The following is a 25,983-nucleotide window of genomic DNA, read 5'->3' on the forward strand; positions in this document are numbered from 1 at the left end:
CTCCGCTTTCGCGGCCGGCCGCCCCGGTCATAGACCACGCTCGACCGTCTCGGCCACCGCACCGAGGTCGTCGGCTCGAAGGGAGGCAGTCTACGGCCATCAGAAAACCTCACCCATTTGGAGATCATCGACCCGTGTCGCCGTCACCAACCTCCGTGGTCAGTACAGCTAGCGCTCGAGACGGGCGACCGGGGTCGCCCCGTCAGGTTGGCGATCTCGCCCCACGTGCGGAACAGCACCGTCCTGCCGTGGCCGCTGCACCTCGCCGCACAGATCGAGGAATACCCCTTGCCGACGATGATCACCGATTCGTCCTGGGGGACGTGATCTTGACGCGGATGGGTCAGTCGCGTCACGGGTGGGTCGCGTGTAGGTCTACCCACGAGCGGTAGAGATCGCCGATGCTCTGGTGGCCGCGGCCGGTTTCTGATCCGCCTGGTAGAAAGAGGTTCCATGCCTGCCAGCAGGTCCGATATGCGCCAGACCGCCGCGTTGCTCCTCAACCGGCACGGCGAGTACCTGCTCCATCTGCGCGATGCGCACAAGCCCATCTGCGATCCTGGGACCTGGTCTATGCCGGGTGGCGCCTGCGAAGGTGATGAGACCCTTCACGAGACGATCAGGCGTGAGCTCTTAGAGGAGACCGGCCTGGTAGTCGACGGCCTTGCCCCCTTCACGGTCGTCGAGTGCACTGTGCCCGACGGGATCACGAGGGGGCGTATCCAGGTCTACCTCGGCCACTGGGACGGTGATGCCTCAAAGCTGCCCGTCACCGAAGGCGTCATGTCCCACCATTTCGACGCCGCGACCATCGGCCGGCTGACGATGTGTTCGTGGGCGGCCGATGCCATTGCCCGACACCAGGCCGGCACCGCTAGGCGCCGGCCGTCGGCTCAGCGCACCGACACCACTCCCGTGGCCGGTGGCCGGAGCGTGCTGAACGTCATCGGCGCCCACCTGTATCTGGAGGACGCTGACGGCAGGGTCCTGCTCGGGCTGCGACACCCCGGCTCGGCCTTCGCTCCCTCAACGCATCACTTCCTTGCCGGACATTGCGAGCAGGAGTCCGCCATCGCATGCAAGCGGATCGCCGAACCACCGGCACGATAAAGCGATGCGGCGCTTGCGCGGGCACGTCGCCGAGATGGCGGCCCAGCTGACGAACCGGCAGTTCCGCGTCTTCTTCGCAGCGCAGGTCATCTCATCGGCCGGGGGAGCTGTCGCGCCCATCACCCTCGCCTTCGCGATCTTGCAGCTGGGCGGCCGGGGCACGGGCATCGCCGTTGTCTTAGGGGTTGAGTTCAGCGTCTACATAGTGCTGCTCCCGGTCGCCGGCGTCATCGCAGACCGCATGCCTGGCAAACCGCTGCTGATCGCTTCCCAGATCCTCCTCGCGTTCTTCCAGCTGGCCGAGGCCACCTTGATCCTGTCCGGCGTGGCGAGGGTGTGGTCGCTGGCCGCGGTCTCCGGCGGAGGCGCTGCCGGGGCGGCACTGTTCACCCCGGTCGGGCGGCGTCTGCTCGCCCAACTACTGCCTGGGGCGGCCCTCGCCCGTGCGAACGCGCTCACGCAGGCCACCAAGCACGGGATCGCCGCCCTCGGGCCTGTGGCCGGCGGCGTGCTCATCGTCACGATCGGCGCGGGCTGGGGCATCATGTGGGACTGCCTCACCTACATCGCCGCCGCCGTCTTGTTCACGCGCCTGCCCACCGTACGGGCAACGGGGGAGCAGAACCTGGGCCGACCGGCCGGCGTACGTCTCGCTGAGCTCAGCGACGGCATCCACGCGATCACCAGCAGAACCTGGCTGTGGACCACGACCCTCGCCGACTGCGTCACCGGCGGCGCGTTCGCCGCCGCCATGCTGATCGGCCCGCTGTACGCGCGCGAGCATCTGCACGGCGCTCTCAGTTGGGGAACAATCACCGGCACGCTCGCAGCCGCGACCTCGATCGGCAGCATCCTCGCCGCCCGATGGCCAAGCCACCGGCCCGGCATCCTCATGAGCCTCGGCACCGCGTCTACAGCGGCCGGGTTCGCCGCGATGAGCGCCGACCTGCCCCTGCCGATCACAGTGGCAGGCACCCTATTGGCCGGCATAGCCTTCGGGCCCTCCCAGGTCGCCCGGGTGACCACACTGCAACAGCACATCCCGGTCAACCAACTCGGACGAGTGGCCGCCTGTCAGGAACTCGCCACCGTACTACCCACCCCGATCGTCTACGCCGTCGCGGGCGCCGTCGCCGACACGCTCGGATCCCGAACCGTCCTTGCGGTCTGCGCCGCCCTCATCGCCGGGCCCGCGCTCCTACCGCTGACGGTCCCAAGCGTGCGCCACCTCACCACCGGGACCATGCCCGGCGGCCGAGCCACTGCCAGGCCACGCTCGCCAGAAGCGCGAAAACGTCGTTGACCTTCATGCGACGGCTCTCGGGCGGGCCGATGAAGACCGGTTCGGCGGGGCCGGGTTCAGCACCGACCATCATCCGGGCCCGACTTACTTTGGCGGCCTCGTCGCTCTGCGCCGGGACCTATACAGGTGGGACCAGGACGGCCCGACGAACCGGGCCGGGTGCGGACCCGTACGTCCGGTGGCTCGTAGAGGGCCGAACGACCCGGCCGCCTACTCGACTGATCGATCACCACCAGTCGAATGGATGGTGTCAGGGGCACTCTGTTCGCGATTGTTAGCACCACATCGGCTGTCAACGACGCTACTAAGTCGCCAGCGCCTGGCCGCCAAGCCGGAATTGTCGGTGGGTGACGTTCTCGGCCGGGAGCCTGCCGGTGGGTGGCCGCGACGCGTTCTTGTGCAGCGCGGTGTGGGCCTCGATCGGACATTCGGTCGCCGCCGTCGGCGCATCGTTCGGATCGAGCCGACGGCCGCTGGTCATCTGCGGCGATGGCGGCTTCCACATAACGGCGCAGGCCCTCTCAACGATGGACTTCGTCGAATTCGCGAACGGGCTCGGTGTCCAGTTCGCCCAAGCGGTCGACACCGCGGCGGCGTTCGACTCACCGATGCCCGATCACAGCCACAATTGCGGTGACGAACCAGCGGACGGCCGACCACGCGTCGATGCTCGTCACCATCGTCGGGCTCTACCCAAGAATCGACCTTCGACATCGAGGGCGCGGCAGCCGAGCCGAAATGGCCGAAATCGATTCCCGCGAGGTCTGCTGACCAGGCTCGCCGTTGTTGAGCTCGTCGGCTCGGACCTCGGCAGACCCCGGTGCGCGCCGGTTAGAACCTCAGTACGGCCACCGGCGGTTCCTCAACGGGCCTCGCTGAGCAGGGCCTCGACGAGCCCGCGTGCCTGGCGCGCGGGCCCGGCGGCGCCGTGTGACTGCACGGACGCGTAAACGCCTTCCATGACGAGGAAGATCTGGTCGGCGAGCACCGCAGGATCCTTGATGGCCAGTTGGGCGGTCAGCTCGCCGATCTTCTCACGTACCCACGCCTTGGTCTCGACGGCCAGCGCGTGTGCCTTCGCCGACGCGTCCGGCAACTCGGCCATCGCCATCAGGAACGGACAACCACGGCAGTGTTCCGGCTGTACCTGCTCGATGAGCGCGTCGAACAGTGACGTGATCCGATCAGCGGGCGTGCCATCGGCCGTCGCCTCGATGAACCATCGCTTGTAGAGCCCACTGGCGCGCTCGATGTACGCGGCGACGAGGTCGTCCTTCGACGCGAACAGGCGGTAGAGGGTCGTCGGCGCGACACCGGCCGTCGCGGCGATGGTGTCGACGCCGGTGCCCTTGATGCTGTGCCAGTAGAAGAGGTCGTGCGCCACCGCCAGGATGTGCTCCCTCGTCTCCTTGGCAGTGCGTCTCATGATCGCTTAGTCTACACGTTAGGGAACGATCCCTAACATTCTGGGAGTGAATATGATCGTCGTGGCTGGGGCCACCGGGAACGTCGGGCGTGAAGTGGTCCGCCTGCTGGTCGAGGCTGGTCAACCGGTACGTGCCCTGACCAGGGACCCGGCGAAGGCGACGGTGCAGGCCGGTGCCACGGCCGTGGCGGGCGACCTGACCGACCCCGCGACGCTGCGGCCCGCGATCGCCGGGGCCACCGCGTTGTTTCTGCTCAGCGGCTACTCGCCGGACATCTTCACTGAGGCTTCACGAGCCGGCGTGCGGCGCGTCGTACTGATGTCCGGCGGCTCGGCCGAGACCGGCGACCGGTCCAACGCGGTCGCCAAATACATGATCGAGACCGAGGACGCGCTGCGCGCGTCCGGCCTGGGCTGGACGATGGTGCGACCGCGGATGTTCATGACCAACGCACTGCAGTGGGCTCCCCAGGTCAAGTCTGGTGTGGTGCGGGCACCGTGGCCGGACGTGCCGTCGGCGGTGATCGACCCGGCGGACATCGCGGCCGTTGCCGCGAAGGCGCTGATGTCGGCGGACCACGAGGGCCGCGAGTACCCGGTGACCGGCCCGGAGGCGCTACGGCCGGGGGATCGGGTGCGGATCCTGGCCGAGGCACTCGGCCGCGAGATCCGATACGAGGCGCAGCCCGACGACGAGGCCCGCACGGAGATGCTCACGCAGATGCCGGAGCAGTACGTCGACGCGTTCTTCAGCTTCTACTCGGACGGAAAGCTCGACGAGGCAACGGTCTTGCCGACGGTTCTCGAAGTGACCGGCTGTCCGCCGCGGACGTTCGCGGAGTGGACCCGGGCCAACGCGGGGCGGTTCCAGTGAGAAAGGTGACCGTCGCGCTCCTGCTGCTGATACTGGTCGCCGCGCCGGCGTCGGCCTCCCCTCTTCCGGTCGGGCGGTACGCGTCGCCGAACCCCGGCTCGGTCAACGTGCTGTGGATCTCCGCGCCACGTGGTCTGATCGTGGTCGACTCGGGCCGCACACTGTCCGAGGCGCACAAGACGGTCGCCGCGATCCGTGCCGTGCACCGTCCGGTGGTCGGGATCCTGATCACGCACGCGCACCCGGACCACGTCGGCGGCCTGGGCGTGCTGCACGAGGCGTTCCCACGCGCGCCGATGTACGCGACGGCCGCGACCAGCGAGGAGATCAGGACCGACTCGAAGGGCTTCTACGCGCTGACCAGGCAGATCGACGGCGACGACTACCCGGCCGTGATGACCACGCCAGACCACGTGCTCCAGCCGAACAAGCCGATCACGATTGGCGGCCTGCGCTTGGAGACGGCCGAGTTCGGCCCAGGAGAAACGGACGCGGAGACGGCGTTCTACGAGCCGACCCACCACACGCTGTTCACCGGGGACATCGTGGCGAACCACATGACGCCGGCGCTGCTGGAGGAGCACACCTGCGGCTGGTTGTCCGACCTCGACCGGCTGCGCACGCGCTTCGCCCGGGCGTGGACGCTGTACCCGGGGCACGGCGCACCAGGCTCCCGCGACCTGATCGACAAGCAGGAGCGGTACATCCGCGACTTCCGCGCGTTCGTGGCACCAGCCGCGGCCGTGGACTCACCGGGTGGTGCGACGGTCACGCCCGAAGAGTTGGCGGAGGTCAAGGCCGAGGTGGCGGCGAAGTACCCGGACTACCCGAATGTGGCGTCTCTGCCAACCCTGATGGACGTCAACGTCACCGCGGTGGCACACGAGATCGCGACCGGTACGCCCTGCTAGTTGTGCTGACCCGTGAGGCTGGGCACGAGGCATCCGAGCAACCATCGAGCGACCACGGTCGCCGAACCATCCGAAATGGACACTGGGCGTTCCCGGTCGTTACCGAGAACGCCCAGGTCCGGGCGGGTGCGCCGCTAGGGACTCGAACCTCGCACCCGCGGATCAAGATTCCGCTGATCGCAGGAACGACTCCGGTCAGCCGATGGCGACGGTGAAGATGTGCATCGCCGCTGTGCCGGCGACCGCGCCGTCGCTGATGTCCGGCAGCGTCAGGTATCGCACCGTTTTGCCTGTCTGGAGTGGTATCGCGGCGTAGTACAGGCTCACCTGTTGGTTCTCCCGTCCGCCGGCGGTGTTGATGTACGGGACCGTGGTGACGATGTCGCCGCCGATCGCTGCGTTGGCCCACCAGTCCGCGAAGCTGATGGTGTGTGAGTCGGTGGTGCCGTCGGTGTAGGTCACGGTCGCGGTCCCGGTCGAGCTGCCGTAGTCACCGGTGCCGATCAGGCCGAGTGTGTGGCCGGAGCCGGAGATCGCGATGGTCTGCCCGCCGGCCGCTCCGCCGGCGACCACGTTGTCCGGGGTGCCAGGTTTCGCGTTCGGCCAGGTGAAGGTCAGTCCGTCATGGGTGAATGTGGCGCCTGGGGTGAGGCTGGGCGTCGCGTTCGCCAGCGCCTGGGCGGAGAGGCTGGCGCCGCCGCCGTCGATGTCGCCCGCACCGGGGTCGGCGTCATCGCTGACGGCCACGTTGTTGTACGCCGCCGGGAACGATGGGTACGGCGGATGCGGTAGCAGCGTGGTGGTCGCGTCCATGGAGGTGCTCCGCCCGTTGACGGAGGTGAATGTCGCCTGCGCCGACATGGCGAACTTGCCGGGTTGAGCCGAGACCGGCACGCCCACGCGCCAGGTCGTGCTGACCGTCTGGTCGGCCGCCACGGTGGTGAAGGTGGACGGTGAGGTGGCCTGGGAGGTCCAGCCGCTGGGCACGGTCAGCGCAAGGCTCACGTCGCGCAATGGCCGAGCACCCGCCGGGTTGGTCAGCGTGGTGGTGGCGGTGAATGCCGTCCCCGGCTGCACCTGGGTCGGTGCGCTGAGCGTGAACGGCTGCTTGACCACGACCGGGGTGGAGCCGGTCACCCCGTTCACCGTGACGCTGATGGTCGCCACGCCGGGGGCGACCAGGGCGACCTTGCCGGTGGGGCTCACCCGGGCCACCCGCGGGTTGCTGCTGCGGTACCTGACCCGAGTGTGCGCCAGGTCGACGAACGACTCGTCGTTGTTCACCGCCTCGACGATGTGGTCGGCCGGGACGTGCTGGGATGCCTGTGCCGTGTCATCGGCTATCCACGGGTTCTTGCCGGTGAGGTCGATGCTCTGGCCCGGTGCGAACACCACGTGATCGGGCTGTACGGTCACGTACCGCGTCCTCGGGGTGATGGTCCCGGTGACCTTCACCGTGCTGGTGGCGACGATGTGGTCGGCGTCGGTGCCCACCCTGAACCGGTAGGGACCGTCGTACACCACGTCGCGGTGCCGACTTTCGTCCCAGAGCGCCAGATCGCTGATGCGCACCGGAATGCTCAAGTGCTGGGTCTGGCCGGGCGCCAAGATGATCGTCTTCTGGAATCCGGCCAGTCGTTCGCGCGGGAGTTCCACGCCGGGCACGGTGAATGGCGTGGCGACGTAGAGCTGGGCGACGGTGGCACCGGCTTTCCTGCCGGTGTTGGTCACGTCCAGCCGTACGGTCACCTCCCCGTCCGCGCGGACGGTCCTGGTGTCGGTACGCACGTGCGAGTAGGCGAAGCGGGTGTAGGAAAGGCCGTAGCCGAACGGATACGTCGGTGTGCCGGTGAAGTACTGGTAGGTGCGGCCGATGCCACCGGTCTGGGACGGGGTGAGGCCGTAGTTCTTCATCCCGGGCAGTTGCGCGTCGTCGGCGTACCAGGTGAAGTCCAGGTGCCCGCTGGGGTTCTGCTTGCCGAACAGCACGTCGGCCAGCGCGGTGCCTTGGCTTTCCCCGTTGTAGGCACTGAACACGATGGCCGGGAAGTCGTTCTTGATGTTGTCGATAGTGACCGGGCCGTCTGCCTGGACGGCCAGCGCCGTGCGAGGATTGCCTACCGATTTGACCTGGTCGATCAGCGAGTCGTAGTTGCCCGGCATGGCGATCGTGGTGCGGTCCTTGCCCTCGGTGGCCAGGTTCGTGTCCGTGCCGGCGAACACCACGACCAGGTCGGCGGTTCGGATCCCCGCCAGGGTCTGCGCCGGGCATTTCGCGGGAGTGGTCGCGCTGGTGGACGTGCCGCACGCGTCGAACGTGACCGTGGCCTTCGGGTTGGCCGCCTTGATCGCGGATGTGATGCCCTGGACCGCGCTCACCTGGAGCGCCGGTTCGCCGGAGTAGTCGCCGAGGTTGACCGTGCCGGCCAGGTCACCGACGACGACCACGTTGTTGAGCGTGGCCGGATCGGCCGGTAGCAGCGGGGCACCGGTGTGGGGCACCGGGTCGTTCTTCAGAAGTACCAACGAGTTCGCCGCGACCTTCTCGGCCAGCGCCTGGTGTGCCGGGCTCTGGATCTGATCCTTAGTGATCTTCGTGTAGGCCACCTTGCTCGGTGGGTCGAACTCGCCGGTCTGCATGCGCATGGTGAACAGGTGCACCAGTGCGTCGTCGATCACGCCCTCGGACAGCACTCCGGCCTGGATTGCCTCCTTGATGTTGGCGCCGGTGTCCTCCGAGCCGGTGCAGTTAAGCTGGGTGCCCGCGCGCAACGCGTACGCCTGGCCACCGGCGGCGCCGGAGATCTGTCGGCCGGTCGCGGTGTTCGTCCACTGTGGCGTGCCGTTGGTGGTGGCCGCGGTCCAGCCCGGCGGTGCCCAGTCGTGGCTGCCCGGCGCGTAGATGTCGCCGACGGCGCCGCAGTCGGACGTGGTGTAGCCGTTGAACCCGTAGGTTCGCTGCGCCAACTCGTTCGCCGTGTAGGTGTCGGCCGGGGCCGGCGTGCCATTGATCGCGTTGTACGAGGTCATCAGGCCGGACACGTGGGCGTTCTGGATCAGATCCCGGAACTGCGTGGTGTAGTAGTCACGGATGTTGGCGTCCGTGGTGTTCGAGGAGTCTGCGTGCCGGTCGTTCTCCACGTCGTTGAGCGCGTAATGCTTGGCTGTGGCGGCGACCTTGAGGTAGGGCGTCATCGGCCGGCCGGATTGGGTCTCGCCCTGGTATCCGTCGACGAACGCACCGGCCATCCGGCCGACCAGGTACGGGTCCTCGCCGAACGCCTCGTCGGTGCGGCCCCATCGGGGGTCGCGGTCCATGTTCACGGTCGGGGCCCAGTAGGTCAGCGAACCGTAGTCGCTCGCAGAGGGGCCGATGTTGTTCTGCGCGACACCCCACAGCGACTTGTCCAACATGCCGCGGGCTTCGTCGGAGATCGCCGTGGTCTCCTGGTAGATCAGGTTCGGATCCCAGGACATGGTGCTGGCCAGGTTGGTCGGGAAGCTCGTCGCGTGCACCCCGCCGCCGACCGTGCCGTGGTCGGTGTTAGCGCCAAGCGTGTTGAGCCCGTGCTGACCCTCGCTCCAATACGTGTACTGCTGTATGCCGAGTCGGGGAATGGCCGGAGCGCTGTTCGTGTGCAGCTGCTGTACCTTCTCGTCGAGCGTCATGCGGGAGACGAGGTCGGCGGCCCGCTCGGCGAAGCTGTAGTGGGTATCGCGGTAGTTCGGGAGCACCGACGCGGTCGGCCGGGCCGCTGTGGCCCCGGACGCGGACGGGACGAGCGTGGCCGTGGTCATCGCCGCGACGAGCAGAGAGGCGGCGATGAATCGTGTGCGCCGCCGGCCGGGGGAGGCTGAGGACATCGGGATCTCCGTCGGGGTTCGGCGGCACGTCGGCTGCGGCAGTCATACGTTCGCCGGTGCCCCAGCCGGTACCGCGAAGAGGCTGTTGACGGTCTGGTCGCCGGCAGCGCGCGCGCCACCGGGCGTGGAGGTGGTGGTGGGCGCCGAGGTCGGCGGCGCGACGCTCTGGAATCGCGTGACAGAGTTCCACGCCACGTCCGAGGTCCAATCCACGAAAGCGGCTCTACGTTTCAACGCCACCCCCCGCCCGAGGAGCCGTGAGGTTTGCTCAAGGAAGCCGGGCATATGCATTGCTTATAGCCCGATCTTGCGCAAATGTTTGCGATCTCATCGATAGCAGCTGATCGGCCGTGCGGCAAGCAGCCGAATTCGAGTTCGTGTCGGGGCGGTGACGGACTATGGGCCGGGAGAGGCGTCTCGAAAGCAGGAGGAATGCTGCTCTTGCATCGATGCGTATATCGTCCCCTGCGAGGTTCGTACTGGAGTTCGTGGATCACCTTAAGTCGTGGTTCTTCCTGCTGTAATGAGGATGTTCTATCGTCGGACTGAACTCGGCCGGTGAGTTGTCTGAGCCCGGCAGCGGACGGGCGGCGGTCGGCGGCTTCCGCGATCGCGATTCCCCGGTGCGGTGGCACGCTCATGACATCGCAGCAGCTGAAAGTTTCATGGGACCGCCATGGGCGGAACGCGCGGCGGTCTTGCGCAGGATGCCGCGTCCGCAGCGGCCTCGGCGCGGCAGACCTTGCCGGGCAGCCGCGGTGACACCGGCGGCGAAAGCCCAGATGATCGCGGGTGCCATGAGCTTCGACAAGCGCCTTGCGGTCGGCCTGGCTCTCAGGCCGACCGGCTCGTGCAATGAACAGATGTAACTTTCACTGCGTATGGCCGGGTCTTCGCCGCTGCCGGGCGGCGAATCGGCAGGCTGCTCGGCTGCTCTGAGACGGTGCCGGGCGGATCTGCCGTTCCTACCCGGGCGGGCCGTTGACGCGCTGGACCGGCAGGATGAATATCTGGGGATTCGCCGGTAGCGGCGCTAACTGGTGGTTGCGCTAACAATGCCCGCCGGGCGAGGAGGTCCCATGCTGCGATGCCGGTCCCTGAAGTCCTGCCTGCTCGGCATAGTCCTGGCGATCGCGGCTGCGGTCGGTGTGAGCCTGCCCGCCGCACCCCAGGCCGCCGCCGCCTCCTTGCTCCAGATAACGAACTTCGGCACGAACCCTAGCAACCTGCTCATGCACCTTTATGTGCCGGAAAGCGGCAAGCCCAATCCGCCGATCCTGCTGGCTTTGCACGGTTGTCAGGGCACTGGGCCCTACCTGTACTCCAGCACCGATTTCGGATCACTGGCCGACAGGTATGGGTTCATCGTCATCTACCCCTCGACCAATCCCAGCGGCAGTTGCTGGGACGTCTCGTCCAACCAGGCGCTGACGCGTAACGGCGGCAGCGACCCGGTCGGGCTGATGTCGATGATCACGTACACCGAGCAGCACTACGGCGGGAACCCCAACGCCGTGTACGTCACCGGCGAGTCATCGGGCGGGATGATGACCAACGTCATGCTCGCCGACTACCCCGACGTGTTCAAGGCGGGCGCGGCGTTCATGGGCGTGCCCTACCACTGCTTCTACACCGGAACGGTCCGCGGATGGAACGGGGCCTGTGCCGGCGGCCAGGTCAGCATGAGCCCGCAGCAGTGGGGCGATCTGGTGCGCAACGACGCCTACCCCGGTTACACCGGTCCGCGGCCGAGGGTGCAGTTGTGGCACGGCACCGCCGATACCACCCTGAACTACAACAATCTTGGTGAAGAGATCAAGCAGTGGACGAACGTGCTCGGGGTGAGTCAGACCCCGTCGTCGAGTGACATCCCAGTCACCAACTGGAACCGGGCCCGCTACAACGACGGCTCCGGCACCACGCAGGTCGAGGCGTACAGTATCGCCGGCGCCGGGCACCAGCTGCCGGTCCAGGGCACACAGATGGCCGCCTACGCCATTCACTTCATGGGTCTGGACGGCAGCGGCTCGACCGGCGGCAACACGGTCACCGTTACCAATCCCGGCAACCAGACCGCCGCTTCCGCCGCCCCGATCAACGCGCTGCAGATCCACGCCACCGACTCGGCGAGCGGGCAGACGCTCACCTACAGCGGCACCGGCCTTCCGCCCGGCCTGTCGATCTCCTCCAGCGGCCTGATCACCGGCACTCCCAGCAGCGGCGGTAGCTTCTCCACCACCGTCAGGGCCACCGACACCACCGGTGCCGCCGGCTCCACGTCGTTCACCTGGACCGTCAGCGGCGCCGCCGCCGGCAGCACCGGTGCGCTGCATGCGGTGGGCGCGGGTAAATGCTTGGATGATCCGAACTCGACCACCACGCTGGGAACGCAGCAGCAGATCTACTACTGCAACGGTGGGGCGAACCAGACCTGGACGCACAACTCCTCCAAGGAGTTGACGGTCACGGTCGGCGGCAGCAGCCTGTGCCTGGACGCCAACGGCCAGGGCACCGCCAACGGCACCAAGGCGGTGATCTGGTCCTGCAACGGCCAGGCGAACCAGCAGTGGAACTTCAACTCCAACGGCACGATCACTGGCGTCCAGTCGGGCCTGTGCCTGGATGTGACCGGCGCGGGAACCGCCAACGGCACCCTGGTCGAACTCTGGTCGTGCAACGGCGGCAGCAACGAGCAGTGGAGCCTCGGATAGTCGAGGCCTGACGCAGACCTCCTGGTGGAAAGGGGCAGCAGCATGCCCGTACCGACAGGACGCACCGGTCGCCGCAAAGGAGATTCCTGCGTGGGAGGGGCACCTTTGCCGAGTGTGCGGTACGGCCCCTGCGGCCCGCCGGGACGTGTCCAGTTAACGGGCGTGCGGTGTGAAACTCTCGCGGTACCGCATGGTCGGGGAGGAATTTGCCCGCGTTCACCGGCATGCAGGAAGGAAACGCACACCGACGCGTGTACCGGAGCCTCCCCGTCGGTGACTGGGCCTCGCCGGTACCCGCTGCATAGTCGGTATGCCGATGGCCGGCGGCCCGCCGCCCGGCTTACATGCGTTTTCATCGGCGCGACGTCGAAGCCGCCGCGCTGCTGACCACCCGCGCGGCGCCGAGCGGGGGCCATCGCGGGGGTCGGTGCGGGAGGCGTTGCGGCCCCGATGAAAACCGCGGTGAAAGAACGCCGACGCCCGGGGGCGGTCGCTGGACGCGGTTCGGCCGACTCACCAGGGCGAATAGATGGTGCGCGACTTTCCGTCTCCTTCTGTATGGAAGGGCCTTGGAAGCGGCATTGACCTGGTTCGACCCCCGGTCGTAGCCTCCGGTCGAATCGATTCGACACATCAGCGACACCGCCGAAGAGATGCGGCGACCGGGAGCGCGGCCGTCCCATCTCCCACAGTGCGCGAGCGCTGAAGGGCGAAGGGATGAGCCGATGGTAGGCACCGCGTCGCCGAATGTACTGCTGAGGGGTGAGTGATGCGCAGAGCCTTCCTGCTGTGGGCCGGCCTTCTCGCAGTGATGGTCCTGGCGGCCGCCGGCGCCTTCGTCGGTGTCGGCACCGCCTACGCCGAGTCGAACGGCGGCGTGCGGGTCATGCCGCTCGGCGACTCGATCACCAATGGCGAGACGGTGCCTGGCGGGTACCGGATCGGTCTGTGGCAGCGGTTCGTCAACGCCGGTTATCGGGTCGACTTCGTCGGCTCGCTGTCCAACGGGCCGGCGAGCCTGGGTGACCACGACCACGAGGGACACTCGGGCTGGCGCATCGACCAGATCGACGCGAACATCGCCGGCTGGCTGCACACCTACACGCCGCACACCGTCCTGCTGCACATCGGCACCAACGACGTCCTCCAGAACCACGACCTGGCGAACGCCCCCGTCCGGCTGTCGGCGCTGATCGACCACATCACCGCCGCAGTGCCCACCGCCGAGGTCTTCGTCGCCACGATCATTCCCGTCGGTAACTCCAGCCAGGAGGCGAATGTCCGTACGTTCAACGCCGCGATCCCCGGCATCGTCCAGAGCAAGGCCGGCGCGGGCGAGCACGTGCATCTGGTGGACATGCACGCCGCGCTGACCAGCGCGGACCTGGTCGACGGCGTCCACCCCAACGCCGCCGGATACGACAAGATGGCCGCCGCCTGGTACACCGCCCTGAAGTCGGTCCCAGGCAGCATCGGCGACGCGGGAGGCGGGGGCACCACCTCCGGACCGATTCACGCCGTCGGGGCGGGCAGGTGCCTGGACGTTCCAAACGCCTCGCAGACCAACGGGACGCGGGCGCAGATCTGGGACTGCAACGGCGGTTCCGGCCAGACCTGGACCTCCTCGGGCGGCCGGCTCACCGTCTACGACGGCGCCAAGTGCCTGGACGCCTACGACAACCAGACAACGGCCGGCACCAAGGTCGAGATCTGGGACTGCAACGGCGGGGCCAACCAGCAATGGCAGATCAACACCGACGGCACCATCACCGGCGTCCAGTCCGGACTGTGCCTGGACGTGACCGGCGCCTCCACCGCCAACGGCGCACCGGTCGAGCTATGGCCCTGCAACGGCGGAAGCAACCAGAAGTGGAGCCAGACCTAGGCGCACCCGCTAGGGACGCCGGGCGACCTGCTGGTGCGCGGTTCGCCGTCGATCGCCGACCGGTCGGCATCGCCGGTCGACGTCCCCCGGATGAAGAAGGAAGACCGGATGAAACCCAAGATCCTCCTCGTACCTGTCGTGGTCGCGGCATTCGTCGTCCTGGCGATGGGCGGAGTGGCGCTGGGAAGCGGCCTCGGCCGAACGCCGTCGTCCACGGCTCTCCACCCTGCGGCGGCGACCGCCGGATGCGGCAAGGCCCCGACACTGGCAAGCGGTACGCATTCGATTCAGAGCAGCGGTCAGAACCGGAGCTACATCCTGCGGGTGCCCGCAGGCTACGACAACAACCACCCCTACCGGCTGATCTTCGGGTTCCACTGGGTGGGCGGCACCGCGAACGATGTCGACTCGGGCGGTACCGACGGCTACAACTGGTCGTACTACGGGCTCAGGCGGCTCGCGGACAACGCGAACAACAGCACGATCTTCGTCGCGCCCCAGGGCATCAACAACGGCTGGGCCAACTCCGGCGGTCAGGACGTGACCTTCGTCGACGACATGCTCCGGCAGCTCGAGGCGGGCCTGTGCGTCGACACGGCGCAGATCTTCTCCACCGGTTTCAGCTACGGCGGCGCGATGACGTACGCGCTCGCCTGCGCCCGGCCGACAGTCTTCCGCGCGGTCGCGGTCTATTCCGGCGCGAATCTCAGCGGGTGCAGCGGCGGAACGCAGCCCGTCGCCTACATCGGGCTGCACGGCATTAGGGACAACGTACTGAACATCTCTTCCGGGCGGGCGCTGCGTGACACGTTCGTCCGGAACAACGGCTGCACCCCGCAGAACCCGCCCGAGCCGGCGTACGGGAGCCTGACGCACATCGTCACCACCTACTCCGGGTGCCGGTCGGGGTATCCGGTCGTATGGGCCGCGTTCGACGGAGCAGGTCACGACCCCGGGCCGATCGACGGGTGCACCTGCGACGGCTGGCGGACCTGGACCTCCGGAGTGGTCTGGAGCTTCTTCACCCAGTTCCAGGGCGGCGAACCGCCGACCCCCACCCCGACCCCGACGCCGACCCCGGGGACTTCGACACTGGTAAACGTCGGCGCCGGCCGGTGCCTGGACGTGCCGAACCTCTCCCAGGCCAACGGCACCCAGGTGGAGTTGTGGGACTGCAACGGCGGCGCCAACCAGAAGTGGACCCTCACATCCTCCAAGCAACTGCAGGTGTACGGCGGTAAGTGCCTGGGCGCCGAGGGGGCCGGTACCTCCCCTGGCACGAGGGCGGTCATCTGGGACTGCAACGGCCAGCCTGACCAGCAGTGGAACGTGAACGCCGACGGCACCGTCACCGGCGGGCAGTCCGGTTTGTGCCTCGACGCCAACGGCGCCGGGACCGCCAACGGCACACAGATCATCCTGTGGACCTGCAACGGCCAGAGCAACCAGAAGTGGACCCAGAACTGATCCCGTGACCCGAGTCACGCCTCCTACGGAAAGGACGATCATGCGCGATCCACCCTCGGCGTGGCAGCCGTTGGAGAGCGGCCGTCGCCACGACGGCCGTCGCCTGCGCGGCCGTCACCGCCGGTCTGGTCACCGGCAGCGCCCGGGCCGGCACGCTGTCCGGCACCCTCTATCGCGACCCGAGCACGCAGGTCGTCCGCTGGGTCGCGGCCAACCCCAACGACGCGCGCACCCCTGTCATCCGTGACAAGATCGCCAGCCAGCCGCAAGCCCACTGGCTGTCGGCGTTCAATCCCGGCACGGTCACCTCCGAGGTCTCCCTCCGTCACCTCGGTCATAACATCCCCGCGAATCGATTCGCGAACCGGTTCGACATGGTTGATCACGTCAGCCCGACCCGCCGTCCCGCCCTCTACGCCGCTGCCGCCTCGTCGGCTGCCCCGGCCGAGAAGGGCGGCCGTCAACCTCCTCGATCGCGTCAGACCCGCGTCGCCCCAGAGCGGAGTTAGTTCAATGAGTACGAGAGCAAGACTCGGCCGCCTCGTGACCGCGGCCGGAGCGGTGCTGGCGCTGATCATGGCCCCGTCGGCGCCCGCCCAGGCCGCCACCGAGTCGATGAGCGTGAACCTGGCGGCCACGACCGGGCCGTCGACCGGTGTCGGCGAAGGCTTCCTGTACGGCATCAACCAGGACGGCACGCAGCCACCGGACCAGTACCTGCAGCCGCTTCGCCCCAACGCCTACCGGGCCGGCGGGCACGTGAACCGGGCCTGGATCGGGGACGGTTACAAGTACGGCTCCCAGACGCAGACGGACGTCAACACGGTGATCGCGCAGGCCCGGCGCCTCGCCCCGTACAACACCGAGTTCCAGGTACTGGTCACCGACCTGTACGGCCTGGACGGCGGGCAGCCGTCCAACACGGTCTATCCGTGCGATAACGGGGACTGTTCCAACTGGGTGAGCTTCATCGACGCGACGGTGGGCGCGCTGCAGGCGTCCGGGCTGAGGTTCGCCTACGACATCGACAACGAACCGGACATCTCCGTCTTCTGGACTCGGGGCGTGAACAGCCCTCAGTACTTCCAGATGTGGGACACGGCCTACCGGGAGATCCGGCGCATCGCCCCGGGTGCGAAGATCGTGGGGCCGTCGTTCGCCTTCACCCCGCTGGGAAACCGGAGCGAGTGGCAGACGTGGCTGGCGCACGTCAAGTCCGCCGGGACGGTGCCGGATGAGATCACCAACCACGACGAGGGCGACGTCGACGACCCGGTGGCCGTGTCGCAGGCCCTGGGCAGTGCCCTGGACTCCGCCGGCATCTCTCGCCGGCCGCTGTCGGCGAACGAGTACCAGCCGGCGGACCGGCAGACCGCCGGTGTGACGGCCTGGTACCTCGCGCGCTTCGCCCAGTCCGGCTACACCAATGCGATGCGCGGCAACTGGGTCTGCTGCCTGATCCCCAACCTGACCGGGATCGTGGCCGCGAACGGCGGCAGCTTCGCCGCCACCGGCAACTGGTGGGCGTTCCGCACCTACGCCGACCTCACCGGAAACCTGATGTCCACCTCCGGGCAGGTCGGCAGCACGGCGATCTCCGCCGCCGAGGACAGCGCGAACAAGCGGGCCGTCGCCATCATCGGGGACTCGAACGGCTACACCGGCAGCGCATCGGTGACCTTCAGCGGACTGCCGTCGGTGCCCTGGCTGGCGAACAACGGCAGCGTCCACGTCACCGTCTACCGGATCCCGGACCAGTCTCCGCTGAACGCGCGGCAGGTGGTCCTCGATCAGGACATGAGCGCCGCCGGTGGCTCCATCGCGGTACCCGTCACGTTCCAGGCCTCGCACGACGCGTTCGGCATCTACCTGACGCCGGGCTCGGGCGGCGGTAACGGTGGTTCCTTGCCGGGCGGTTATCACCAGTTGGTAGTTGGTAGCGACGGGTTGTGCCTGGATGTGTACGGCGACTCCAGCGCTTCGGGTGCGGCGATCGACCAGTGGTCCTGTAACGGGCAGAGCAACCAGCAGTTCCAGTTCGTGCCGGGGTCGAATGGCTTTGGCGAGTTGCAGGCGCAGCACTCGGGTCTGGTGGTCGCGGTGGCGGGCGGTTCGACGGCGCAGGGGAGTCCGGACATCGTGCAGCAGGCCCCCAATGGGGCGGCGAGTTCGATGTGGAAGCCGGTCGCGCAGTCCGATGGTTCGTGGTCGTTCCAGAACGGCAGCAGCGGGTTGTGCCTGGACGTCTATGGGGCCGGCGGCAATCAGGGTCAGCAGCTGGATCAGTGGCCGTGCAAGAACGCGGCGGGGACCAACCAGGACTTCACCCCCCGCTGACCACCCGGACGACCCGGCCTGACCGGCCGTCTCGCGATCGATCGGGCCGCCTCCGACGACGGCGGGCGGGCGCAGACCGCGCGCGTCGCGCCCGCCCGCCGGAGTACGACTCCGCGCAGCGAGCGGAGGGAGATCCTCATTCGGAATGGAGGTCGAGTGTGACCGTGAGTCAAAGCACGTTCGGACACGGGGGTGCCCGGATCAGCGGCCGCGCCGCCGTGGTGGCCATCGCGGTGGTGGCGAAACGAGCCGGACGCCGAGGCGGCCGGGCCTCCCGCCCGGCCGGCCGGCGAGGGACCGTTGACCGACGGCCGCAGGCCGCCGGGGGCGGCCGTCCGGTCTGCGCCGGACGCGGCCGCTACGGCGCGACGCGGGCAGCCGTCCCCGTGCTGGCGCGCAGGACGACCGGCGGCATGAGCAACCGGTGGCGTGCCGGCGCGTCGGCGTCGGCGATGCGCTCCAGCAGCAGGTCGATGGCGATCCGCCCCATATCGCGGGCGGGCACATCGGCGGCGGTCAGTGCCGGGGTCACCGCTTCGGCCCACCGGGCGCCGGCGATGCCGGTGACGGACATGTCGCGGGGGATCGTGCGGCCGGCGGCGGCCAGCCCCCGGTACAGCCCGCCCAGGGACGCCTCGTTGATGGTGACGATCCCGGTGGTCTCGGGGTGGTCGGTCAGGATCTGTTCCGCGCATCGCTCGCCGCCCATGGCGTCGTCGTCGCACGGGTAGGCGGCACCATTGAGCCCGAGTTCGCGAACGGCGATCTCGAAGCCCTCCTGCCCGTGGTGGGCCGACTCGTACCCCGACCGCAGCAGCGCCTCAGACCGGTTGACGAACGCCAGATGCCGGTGGCCCAGGTCTGAGAGGTGCTGCACGCACCGGCGTACGAGGGTCCGGTGGTCCAGGTCGACCCAGGCGGTTCCGTCGGGACGGCCGGTGCGGCCGATCGTGACGAACGGGAAGCCGATCGCGCGCATCCGCTCGACGCGAGCGTCGTGCAGCCGGATCTCCATGAGGATGGCGCCGTCGACGCGCCGCTCACCGACCAGGCGCTGGAAGGAACGCTCCTCGCCCGCGTCCGCCACGGATAGCAGCACGTCGTAGTCGCGGGCGGCGGCGGCCTCGGTGACCCCACCGATGAAGTCGAGCTGCATGTCGGTGTAGTGGCTGCCGGCGGGCGGGAACACCAGGCCGAGGGTCTTGGTCTCGCCGCGGGCCAGTGCGCGGGCGAAGGCGTTCGGCCGGTAGCCCATTTCGTCGATTACCTGTTGGATGCGCCGGCGGGTGCTTTCCGCGACCGGCCGCTTGCCCGATAGGGCGTAGGAGACGGTGCTGCGCGACACCTTGGCGCGGCGTGCCACCTCACCGATGTTCACCGACGAAGCTTCGAGCCGACTCAAACAGGCCTCCGGAGCAGAGTTCGTGGACGGCCGACCGAGCGCGCTATAGCGAACCGGTTCGGGGACGGCGACCAGTCTATGCGCGGCCGCGACGTCCGCCCAAGGGATGGCGGCGCCGACGGTACGGCCGCCGCCCGGGCAGGTGGGAGCGCCGGGGCCGGCCAGATAGGCGTCTCACCGATCCGCCGTACGGTGCGGTGACTCTGAGAGGCCGCCGTCGTAGGGCGTCGATCCGGCCGCCGGTCGCCGTGTCCCACGACTGAGGGCCGCGGCCCATTGACCCCGCCGGGGGAGAGGCTTATGTTCGGTCGAACCGATGCGAACCGGTTCGACCCGACGCGATCCGAGATGGGCGATCTCCCGGCGGAGACGCGCCCTGGCGGGCCGTTCGCGCGGCGCACCCATGGAGGACCGGCGTGGGCACCGTCCGGTCCGGCAGGCACCGAACGCCATCGCGTGAGAGGAGAGATCCCGTGAGGACTTCACCGTTGCGGCGACGCATCGCCGGTCTCGGGCTGGTCGCCGTCGCGCTGTCCGGCGGCGTCGCCGGCTGCGCGTCGTCGAACGACGACGCGGGGGGCGGGACCGGCGGCGGCACGTACACGATCTGGGACCCCTATCCCCAGTTCGACAACGGGTCGGCATGGGTCCACCTGCTCGACAAGTGCGGCAGCGACGCCGGGGTGACCATCAAGCGAACCGGCTTCGACACGACCGACCTGACCAACAAGGCGCTGCTCGCGGCGCAGCAGGGCAACGCCCCCGATGTCCTGGTCGTCGACAACCCGGTCGTCTCCACTTTCGCCGAGGCCAGCGTGCTCGTGCCCGACGACGAGGCGAAGATCGATACGTCGGCGATCGCGGCGAACCTGCTCGGCGCGGGGCAGATCGGCGGAAAGACGTACGGCATCCCGATCGGCGCGAACACCCTCGCCCTCTACTACAACAAGGCGGTGCTGAAGAGCGCCGGCGTCGACGCCGCGTCGGTGAAGGACTGGGCCTCGCTGACCGCCGCGCTGGCCAAGGTCACCGCGGCCGGCAAGAAGGGCATCACCTTCTCGGCCATCGGCACCGAGGAGGGCAGCTTCCAGTTCCTGCCGTGGTTCTGGGGCGCGGGCGCGCAGCCGATGCGGCTGGACTCCCCGGCCGGCGTGTCGGCGCTGTCACTGTGGGCCGGCTGGCTGAAGAAGGGGTACGCGCCGAACTCAGTGATCAACAACACCCAGACGACGAGTTGGCAGGAGTTCGCGACCGGACAGTACGCGTTCGGCGAGAACGGCACCTGGCAACTCGCGAACGCCAAGAAGGCCGGGTTCGACTACGGCATCATCCCCATCCCGGCCGTGCACGGCGGCACCGCACCCGCGCCGACGGGCGGCGAATTCGTCACGGTGCCCGTACAGAAGAAGACGAGCCGCTATGCCACCTCCGAACGGCTCGTGGCCTGCCTGACCAGCACCGACAATCTCTATACGACCGACACGACCCTGTCCTACATCGCGCCGACCGCCGCGGTCCAGGCGAAGCAGGTGGCCGCGGCCCCCGACCTGAAGGTTTGGGTGGACGCCGTGCACGCGGCGAAGGCGCGCACCGGCGACGGCCTCGGCACCAAGTACCCCAAGATCTCTCAGCCTCTCTGGACGGCCGTGCAGGCGGCGCTCAGCGGGTCGAAGTCGCCGCAGGCGGCGCTGTCGGCCGCGCAGTCCACGGCGGCCACCGCGACCCGGTGAGCGAGCCGATCGTGACGAGCGACGGCGGAATGAACGACCTGATCCGGGCGCCGGGACAGGGATCGGGACGGCGGCTCGCGGACGGACGTGACGAAACGGCGTCGGCCGCGGCCGGCCGGATCCGCCCGCGGGCCCGCTCTACGCGGGCGCGTTCGGGCCAGTGGGCGGCCTGGGCGTTCCTCGCCCCCATCACCGCCTACCTCCTGCTCTTCTACGCCTACCCCCTCTACCGCAACCTCGATCTGAGCCTGCGGAACTACACGGTGCGGTCGTTCGTGCAGGGCGGCGCCCCCTTCACCGGCGCGAAGAACTACGCCACCGTCGTCCAGGACCCCGCCTTCGTGCCCGCGCTGGTGCACACCGTGGCGTTCACGCTCGTGTCACTTGCGTTCCAGTTCACGATCGGCATGGCGCTGGCCGTGTTCTTCAGCCGGCACTTCCGGCTGTCGGTGACGCTGCGCGCGCTGTTCCTCGTGCCGTGGCTGCTGCCGCTGATCGTGTCGGCGTCGACGTGGTCGTGGATGCTGAACAGCGACTCCGGCGTCGTCAACGCCGTGCTGCACCGGCTCGGCGTCGGCCCGATCGACTGGCTCACGTCGCCACAGTGGTCGCTGACCTCGGTGACCATCGCCAACATCTGGATCGGCATCCCGTTCAACCTGGTCGTGCTCTACAGCGGCCTGCAGACGATTCCGGCGTCGCTGTACGAGGCCGCCGCGCTGGACGGTGCGAACGGCTGGCAGCGTTTCTGGCGGGTGACCTTCCCGCTGCTCCGGCCGGTCTCCGCCATCACCCTGCTCCTCGGCCTCGTCTACACGCTGAAGGTGTTCGACGTGATCTGGATCATGACCAGGGGCGGCCCGGCCGACTCATCCACCACGTTCGCCACCTGGTCGTACCGGCTCGGCTTCGGCAACCTGCTGCCCTCCTTCGGGCGCGGCGCGGCCGTCGGCAACCTGCTGATCGTGATCGCCCTCATCTTCGGTCTGGTCTACCTCCGGCTGCAGCGAAGGCAGCAGCAGGCATGACCGGCAGGACGACTTGGTGGAAGACGGGCATCGGCCTTGTACTGACCGGTCTGATGCTCTTTCCCGTCTACTGGATGATCAACGTGTCGCTCACCCGGGACCGGGACATGCGCAAGAGCCCGCCCGACTGGTTCCCGATCCACGGCACCGTGGCGGGATACCGGGCCGTCGTCGACCAGCAGCTGCCCTACCTGGGTACGAGCCTGCTCATCGGTCTCGGCACGGTAGCGCTGACCGTGCTGGTGTCGGCGCCGGCCGGGTACTCGATGGCCAAGCTGCGCCCGCGCGGCGCGGGCGTGCTGAGCTTCATGCTGCTGATCGCGCAGATGATCCCGGGGATCATCATGGCGATGGGCTTCTACGCCGTCTACCTGTCGCTCGGCGTGCTCGACAATCCGGTCGGCCTCGTCGTGGCCGACTCCACCATCGCCGTGCCGTTCGGCGTACTGATCTTCACGGCGTTCATGTCCGGCATCCCCGACGAGCTTCTCCAGGCCGCCACGATCGACGGGGCCGGCCGGTTCCGGACGTTCTGGTCGATCGTCCTGCCGGTCAGCCGGAACGCGATCGTCACGGTCTCGCTCTTCTCGTTCCTCTGGGCGTGGTCGGACTTCGTCTTCGCCAGTTCGCTCGACGGCGGGGGCGACCGCCGGCCGATCACCCTCGGCATCTATCACTACATCGGCAACAACAACCAGCAGTGGAACGCCATCATGGCGACCGCCGTCGTGGCCTCGATCCCCGCCACCGTGCTCCTGATCATCGCCCAGCGCTACGTCGCCGCCGGCGTCACGGCCGGAGCGGTGAAGGACTGATGGCGCGCCGCCAGAGGACGATGGCACGCCCCAGAGAGATGAGAGAGCCCATTCATGACGGTCCTGGCCTTCTCCGTCCAGGAAATCCCCTTCAGCTACCACGGCTCGTGGTTCGGCGTCTCCCCGGTCGTCGCGCAGCACGTGTACGCGAACGACCTGCACCTCGTCTCGCACCAGACCGGAATGCACCCGGTACTCCGGTTCGTCCCCACGGTCGGCGGAGCTCGCGTCGAGGCGGCGGTCGAGGCGACGCCGGGCCGGCTGTCCTGGGTACGCGACGGCGGCGGCCGGGTCGACCTTGCCTACGAGCGGGCCGACGTGATCCGGCTGCGCGGGCGGGGACTCGGCCTGCGCGTCACCGCGGCCGAACCCGAACTGACGCCCTTCAGCGGCACCTACTTCTACCGCGACCCGGTGGACGGCGCGCACGTGTTCACCTCGTACGAGACCGGGCGGCGCTATCGGGTGACCGTGCTGACCGGACACCCGCCCGAGCCGGTGGGTGTCCAGGCGCTGGGACGGGCCGAGCGCGGGCTCCACCTGGCCGGCGACCGCGGTCCCTGGGAGATCGCCATCGAGGAGGTCGACAGCGCCCGTGCGCCGTACGCACCGTCCGCCACGTTCGACCAGGTCACGGCGTCGGCGGAGGCGGAGTTCGGTGCATTCGCCGACGCGGTCGCGCCGTGGCGCAGCCCCCGCACGCCGGCCGCGGAACTCGCCGCGTACGTGCTGTGGTCCGCCACGGTACGCCCCGCCGGTTTCCTGAAACGCCCGGCCGTGCTCATGTCGAAACACTGGATGGACAAGGTCTGGAGCTGGGACCACTGCTTCAACGCGCTCGCGCTGGCCGCAGGCGCCCCCGAGCTGGCGCTGGACCAGTTCCGCCTCGTCTTCGATCACCAGGACGACGCGGGCGGCCTGCCCGACTCGGTGACCCACTCAGAGGTCCTCTACAACTTCGTCAAACCCCCCATCCACGGCTGGGCCCTTCGCCGCCTCAGGGAACGCCTTCCGCAGGACGTCGACCGAGCCGTCCTGCCGGTCGTGTACCGGCAGCTCGAGGCGTGGACGAACTTCTGGCTCACCGCCCGGCGCGCCCCCGGCGACGTGCTCCCGCACTACCAGCACGGCAACGACAGCGGCTGGGACAACGCGACGACCTTCGACCCCGACCACGTCATCCAGACCGCGGACCTGGCGGCGTTCCTCGTCCTGCAGATGCGCGAGCTGTCCGCCCTCGCCCGAGAGCTCGGAAACGGGGCGGACGCCGCCGCCTGGCACCGGGCCGCGGACCGGATGTGCGACGGGATGCTACGGCAGCTCTGGACGGGGGACCGGTTCGTCGCCCGGGCGCCCGGGTCGCGGCGCACGTGGACCAGTTCCAGCCTGCTCGACCTCATGGCGATCGTACTGGGCGAGGCGCTGCCCGCCGGTCCGCGCGCCGCGCTCGCCAAGCGGATCGAGGCCCACCTCACTCCGTACGGTCTCGCCTCCGAGCTGACCTCTTCCGACCACTACCGGCCCGACGGCTACTGGCGCGGTCCCATCTGGGCGCCGTCCACCGTGCTCATCGAGGACGGCCTGCGCCGCAGCGGGTTCACCGACCTCTCCGACGACGTCAGCGCCCGCTTCCGCGCCCTGTGCGAGAGGTCCGGCTTCGCGGAGAACTTCGACGCCATGACCGGCGACGGGCTTCGCGACCGCGCCTACACCTGGACCGCGAGCGCCTACCTGATCCTGGCCGAGGCGTACGAGCGGCGCCGCGGCGCGGCGCCGCGCTGACCTCGGTCCGCCCACCGGTCGTTCCACCTCCGGCGTGCTCGCCGTGCCGCCCCGCCATCCGCCGATCGGCGGATGGCGGGGCGGCAGGAGGGCGCCGGCCGGACGCGCGTGATCAGGAGTTACACCGAAAACCGGGCTCTGCCGTCCGGCCGGTCCGTACCACGGGATGGTGTCCTGGACTACTGCAGGTCGATCCACCCTTCCGCTACGCCGGAACTGAGGGATGCCGAGTTGGATGCGCTGGTCGAAGAGGCCATGGTCGACGCCTATGACGAGTACGAACACTTCACAGGGTTCGAAGTTATGGTCACCGGCCATCTGGAACTGCCCTTCTCGCAAGAGAGCCCCTGGGTAAGCGGTGGTCACTGACTGTGACATCTGCGGGAACTCTTCCTTCCCGTGAGTGTCGACCCGGGGGTGACCGTGCGGCGGGGCCAGGTCTGAACCCTGCGCGTCACCGCCGTCCCCGCCGTGTACCGCCAGCTCCTCGCCCGCTGCCAGCCGCTCGACGGTGGCCAACGCGCCCCGGTCGTCCCGGCCCAGCGCAAAGCCCGCCGCGGGTATGAGAACCGGGTCGGCGCTCTCGCGCCGATCGGAGCATGATCGTTCTCACCGATAACGGCTGTACCGATGTTCCCCGAGGTCGGGGTCTTCCGCCGACGACCACGGCCATATCCACCTGGCCCATTGCAAATCCGTGACGAAGCATTTACGGTTTGTAGTCGTGACTGAGCTTCGAGATCTCAAGTACCGCCAGTGGTTCAGGGGTGCCGATGTCGATGGCGACGGGGCCATCACCCGGCAGGACGTGCTGCTGATGGCCGAGCGTTATATCGCTGCTCGTGGCGACGCGGCACAGTCCGCGACCGCCCATCGGCTTACCGCGGAACTGGACGCGTTCTGGACGCACGTGATCATGCCGATGGATCAGGACGGTGACGGGAAGGTCGACCTGCGGGAGATGATTGAAGGGTTCCGACGGGCGCTGACCGACTCCGATTTGTACCCGCAGCAGATCCAGCGGGTGGCCGACTGCTACTTCGACCTCGTCGATCTCGACGGGAACGACCGGATCGACCAGTCGGAGTTCGAGCAGATCTTCGGCCTGGCCGCCAACCTCCCCTTCGAGGACTGCGCCGCCGTCTTCGCTACCTTGGACCTGGACGGCTCAGGCGCGCTGGACCGCTCCGAGTTCCACCAGGCACTCGCGGAGTTCTTCTACGGCAACGACCCCGACGCCCCCGCCAACCACTTGTTCGGCAGGGTCACCGACTGACGACCCCCTTGCCCGGCCGAGATGTTCCATCCGGGAGGCTGCGGCCAGCGGTGACAATCCCG

Annotated in this window: 17 protein-coding genes; 14 read left to right on the forward strand and 3 right to left on the reverse strand. The window is 68.5% G+C overall.

Annotated features, from left to right (window positions below; all coding sequences use genetic code 11):
• Positions 1-453 precede the first annotated feature (453 nt).
• Positions 454-1,110: an NUDIX hydrolase gene (locus AB0L00_RS42055; protein ID WP_364443337.1), complete on the forward strand. Its 657-nt coding sequence runs from the start codon at positions 454-456 to the stop codon at positions 1,108-1,110.
• Positions 1,111-1,144: 34 nt separating this feature from the next.
• Positions 1,145-2,413 (forward strand): MFS transporter, encoded by a 1,269-nt coding sequence (locus tag AB0L00_RS42060; protein WP_364443339.1) that lies wholly within the window; start codon positions 1,145-1,147, stop codon positions 2,411-2,413.
• An 862-nt stretch (positions 2,414-3,275) separates the two neighbouring features.
• Here the strand turns inward: AB0L00_RS42060 and AB0L00_RS42065 are convergent.
• Positions 3,276-3,839 (reverse strand): TetR/AcrR family transcriptional regulator, encoded by a 564-nt coding sequence (locus AB0L00_RS42065; protein ID WP_364443340.1) that lies wholly within the window; start codon positions 3,837-3,839, stop codon positions 3,276-3,278.
• Positions 3,840-3,891: 52 nt separating this feature from the next.
• On the opposite strand from AB0L00_RS42065, the gene AB0L00_RS42070 reads away from it, so the two are divergent.
• Together AB0L00_RS42070 and AB0L00_RS42075 are read left to right on the forward strand one after the other, a co-directional pair.
• Entirely contained in the window at positions 3,892-4,713 is an 822-nt protein-coding gene (locus tag AB0L00_RS42070) for an NAD(P)H-binding protein (RefSeq protein WP_364443342.1), read from the forward strand.
• Between the two features lie 5 nt (positions 4,714-4,718).
• Positions 4,719-5,624 carry an MBL fold metallo-hydrolase gene (locus tag AB0L00_RS42075; RefSeq protein ID WP_364443344.1) on the forward strand — a complete coding sequence of 302 codons (906 nt, stop codon included), beginning with the start codon at positions 4,719-4,721 and terminating at the stop codon, positions 5,622-5,624.
• A gap of 195 nt (positions 5,625-5,819) precedes the next feature.
• Here the strand turns inward: AB0L00_RS42075 and AB0L00_RS42080 are convergent, their stop codons facing one another.
• Complete coding sequence (locus tag AB0L00_RS42080; RefSeq protein ID WP_364443345.1) at positions 5,820-9,488, reverse strand: glycoside hydrolase family 3 C-terminal domain-containing protein; 3,669 nt, start codon at positions 9,486-9,488, stop codon at positions 5,820-5,822.
• 1,079 nt (positions 9,489-10,567) lie between these two features.
• On the opposite strand from AB0L00_RS42080, the gene AB0L00_RS42085 reads away from it, so the two are divergent.
• From AB0L00_RS42085 to AB0L00_RS42100, 4 genes are all read left to right on the forward strand, one after another.
• Positions 10,568-12,199 carry a PHB depolymerase family esterase gene (locus AB0L00_RS42085; protein WP_364443347.1) on the forward strand — a complete coding sequence of 544 codons (1,632 nt, stop codon included), beginning with the start codon at positions 10,568-10,570 and terminating at the stop codon, positions 12,197-12,199.
• 769 nt (positions 12,200-12,968) lie between these two features.
• A complete protein-coding gene (locus AB0L00_RS42090; RefSeq protein ID WP_364443348.1) occupies positions 12,969-14,084 on the forward strand; it encodes a ricin-type beta-trefoil lectin domain protein in 1,116 nt (371 codons plus the stop codon).
• A 108-nt stretch (positions 14,085-14,192) separates the two neighbouring features.
• Positions 14,193-15,551 (forward strand): ricin-type beta-trefoil lectin domain protein, encoded by a 1,359-nt coding sequence (locus AB0L00_RS42095; RefSeq protein ID WP_364443350.1) that lies wholly within the window; start codon positions 14,193-14,195, stop codon positions 15,549-15,551.
• 513 nt (positions 15,552-16,064) lie between these two features.
• Complete coding sequence (locus tag AB0L00_RS42100) at positions 16,065-17,888, forward strand: RICIN domain-containing protein (RefSeq protein WP_364443351.1); 1,824 nt, start codon at positions 16,065-16,067, stop codon at positions 17,886-17,888.
• 358 nt (positions 17,889-18,246) lie between these two features.
• Here AB0L00_RS42100 and AB0L00_RS42105 read toward each other — a convergent pair whose 3' ends face one another.
• Positions 18,247-19,266, reverse strand: coding sequence for a LacI family DNA-binding transcriptional regulator (locus AB0L00_RS42105; protein ID WP_364443352.1), 1,020 nt, complete (start codon positions 19,264-19,266; stop codon positions 18,247-18,249).
• Between the two features lie 497 nt (positions 19,267-19,763).
• On the opposite strand from AB0L00_RS42105, the gene AB0L00_RS42110 reads away from it, so the two are divergent.
• The 6 genes from AB0L00_RS42110 to AB0L00_RS42135 all read left to right on the forward strand — a co-directional run bounded on the left by AB0L00_RS42110 (position 19,764) and on the right by AB0L00_RS42135 (position 25,921).
• Positions 19,764-21,020 (forward strand): extracellular solute-binding protein, encoded by a 1,257-nt coding sequence (locus tag AB0L00_RS42110; protein WP_364443354.1) that lies wholly within the window; start codon positions 19,764-19,766, stop codon positions 21,018-21,020.
• Entirely contained in the window at positions 21,017-22,048 is a 1,032-nt protein-coding gene (locus AB0L00_RS42115) for a sugar ABC transporter permease (protein ID WP_364443355.1), read from the forward strand. The genes AB0L00_RS42110 and AB0L00_RS42115 overlap by 4 nt, the downstream gene beginning before the upstream one ends.
• Complete coding sequence (locus AB0L00_RS42120) at positions 22,045-22,863, forward strand: carbohydrate ABC transporter permease (protein WP_364443356.1); 819 nt, start codon at positions 22,045-22,047, stop codon at positions 22,861-22,863. Before AB0L00_RS42115 ends, AB0L00_RS42120 begins: the two co-directional genes overlap by 4 nt.
• 54 nt (positions 22,864-22,917) lie before the next feature.
• Positions 22,918-24,645: a hypothetical protein gene (locus AB0L00_RS42125; protein ID WP_364443358.1), complete on the forward strand. Its 1,728-nt coding sequence runs from the start codon at positions 22,918-22,920 to the stop codon at positions 24,643-24,645.
• 231 nt (positions 24,646-24,876) lie between these two features.
• Entirely contained in the window at positions 24,877-25,014 is a 138-nt protein-coding gene (locus AB0L00_RS42130) for a hypothetical protein (RefSeq protein ID WP_364443359.1), read from the forward strand.
• A 355-nt stretch (positions 25,015-25,369) separates the two neighbouring features.
• On the forward strand, positions 25,370-25,921 hold the full coding sequence (locus tag AB0L00_RS42135; protein WP_364443361.1) for an EF-hand domain-containing protein: 552 nt from the start codon (positions 25,370-25,372) through the stop codon (positions 25,919-25,921).
• Positions 25,922-25,983: the final 62 nt, after the last annotated feature.

Origin of the sequence: Actinoallomurus sp. NPDC052308 (assembly GCF_040679195.1) — a bacterium.
GTDB classification, from domain to species: Bacteria; Actinomycetota; Actinomycetes; order Streptosporangiales; family Streptosporangiaceae; genus Actinoallomurus; species Actinoallomurus liliacearum.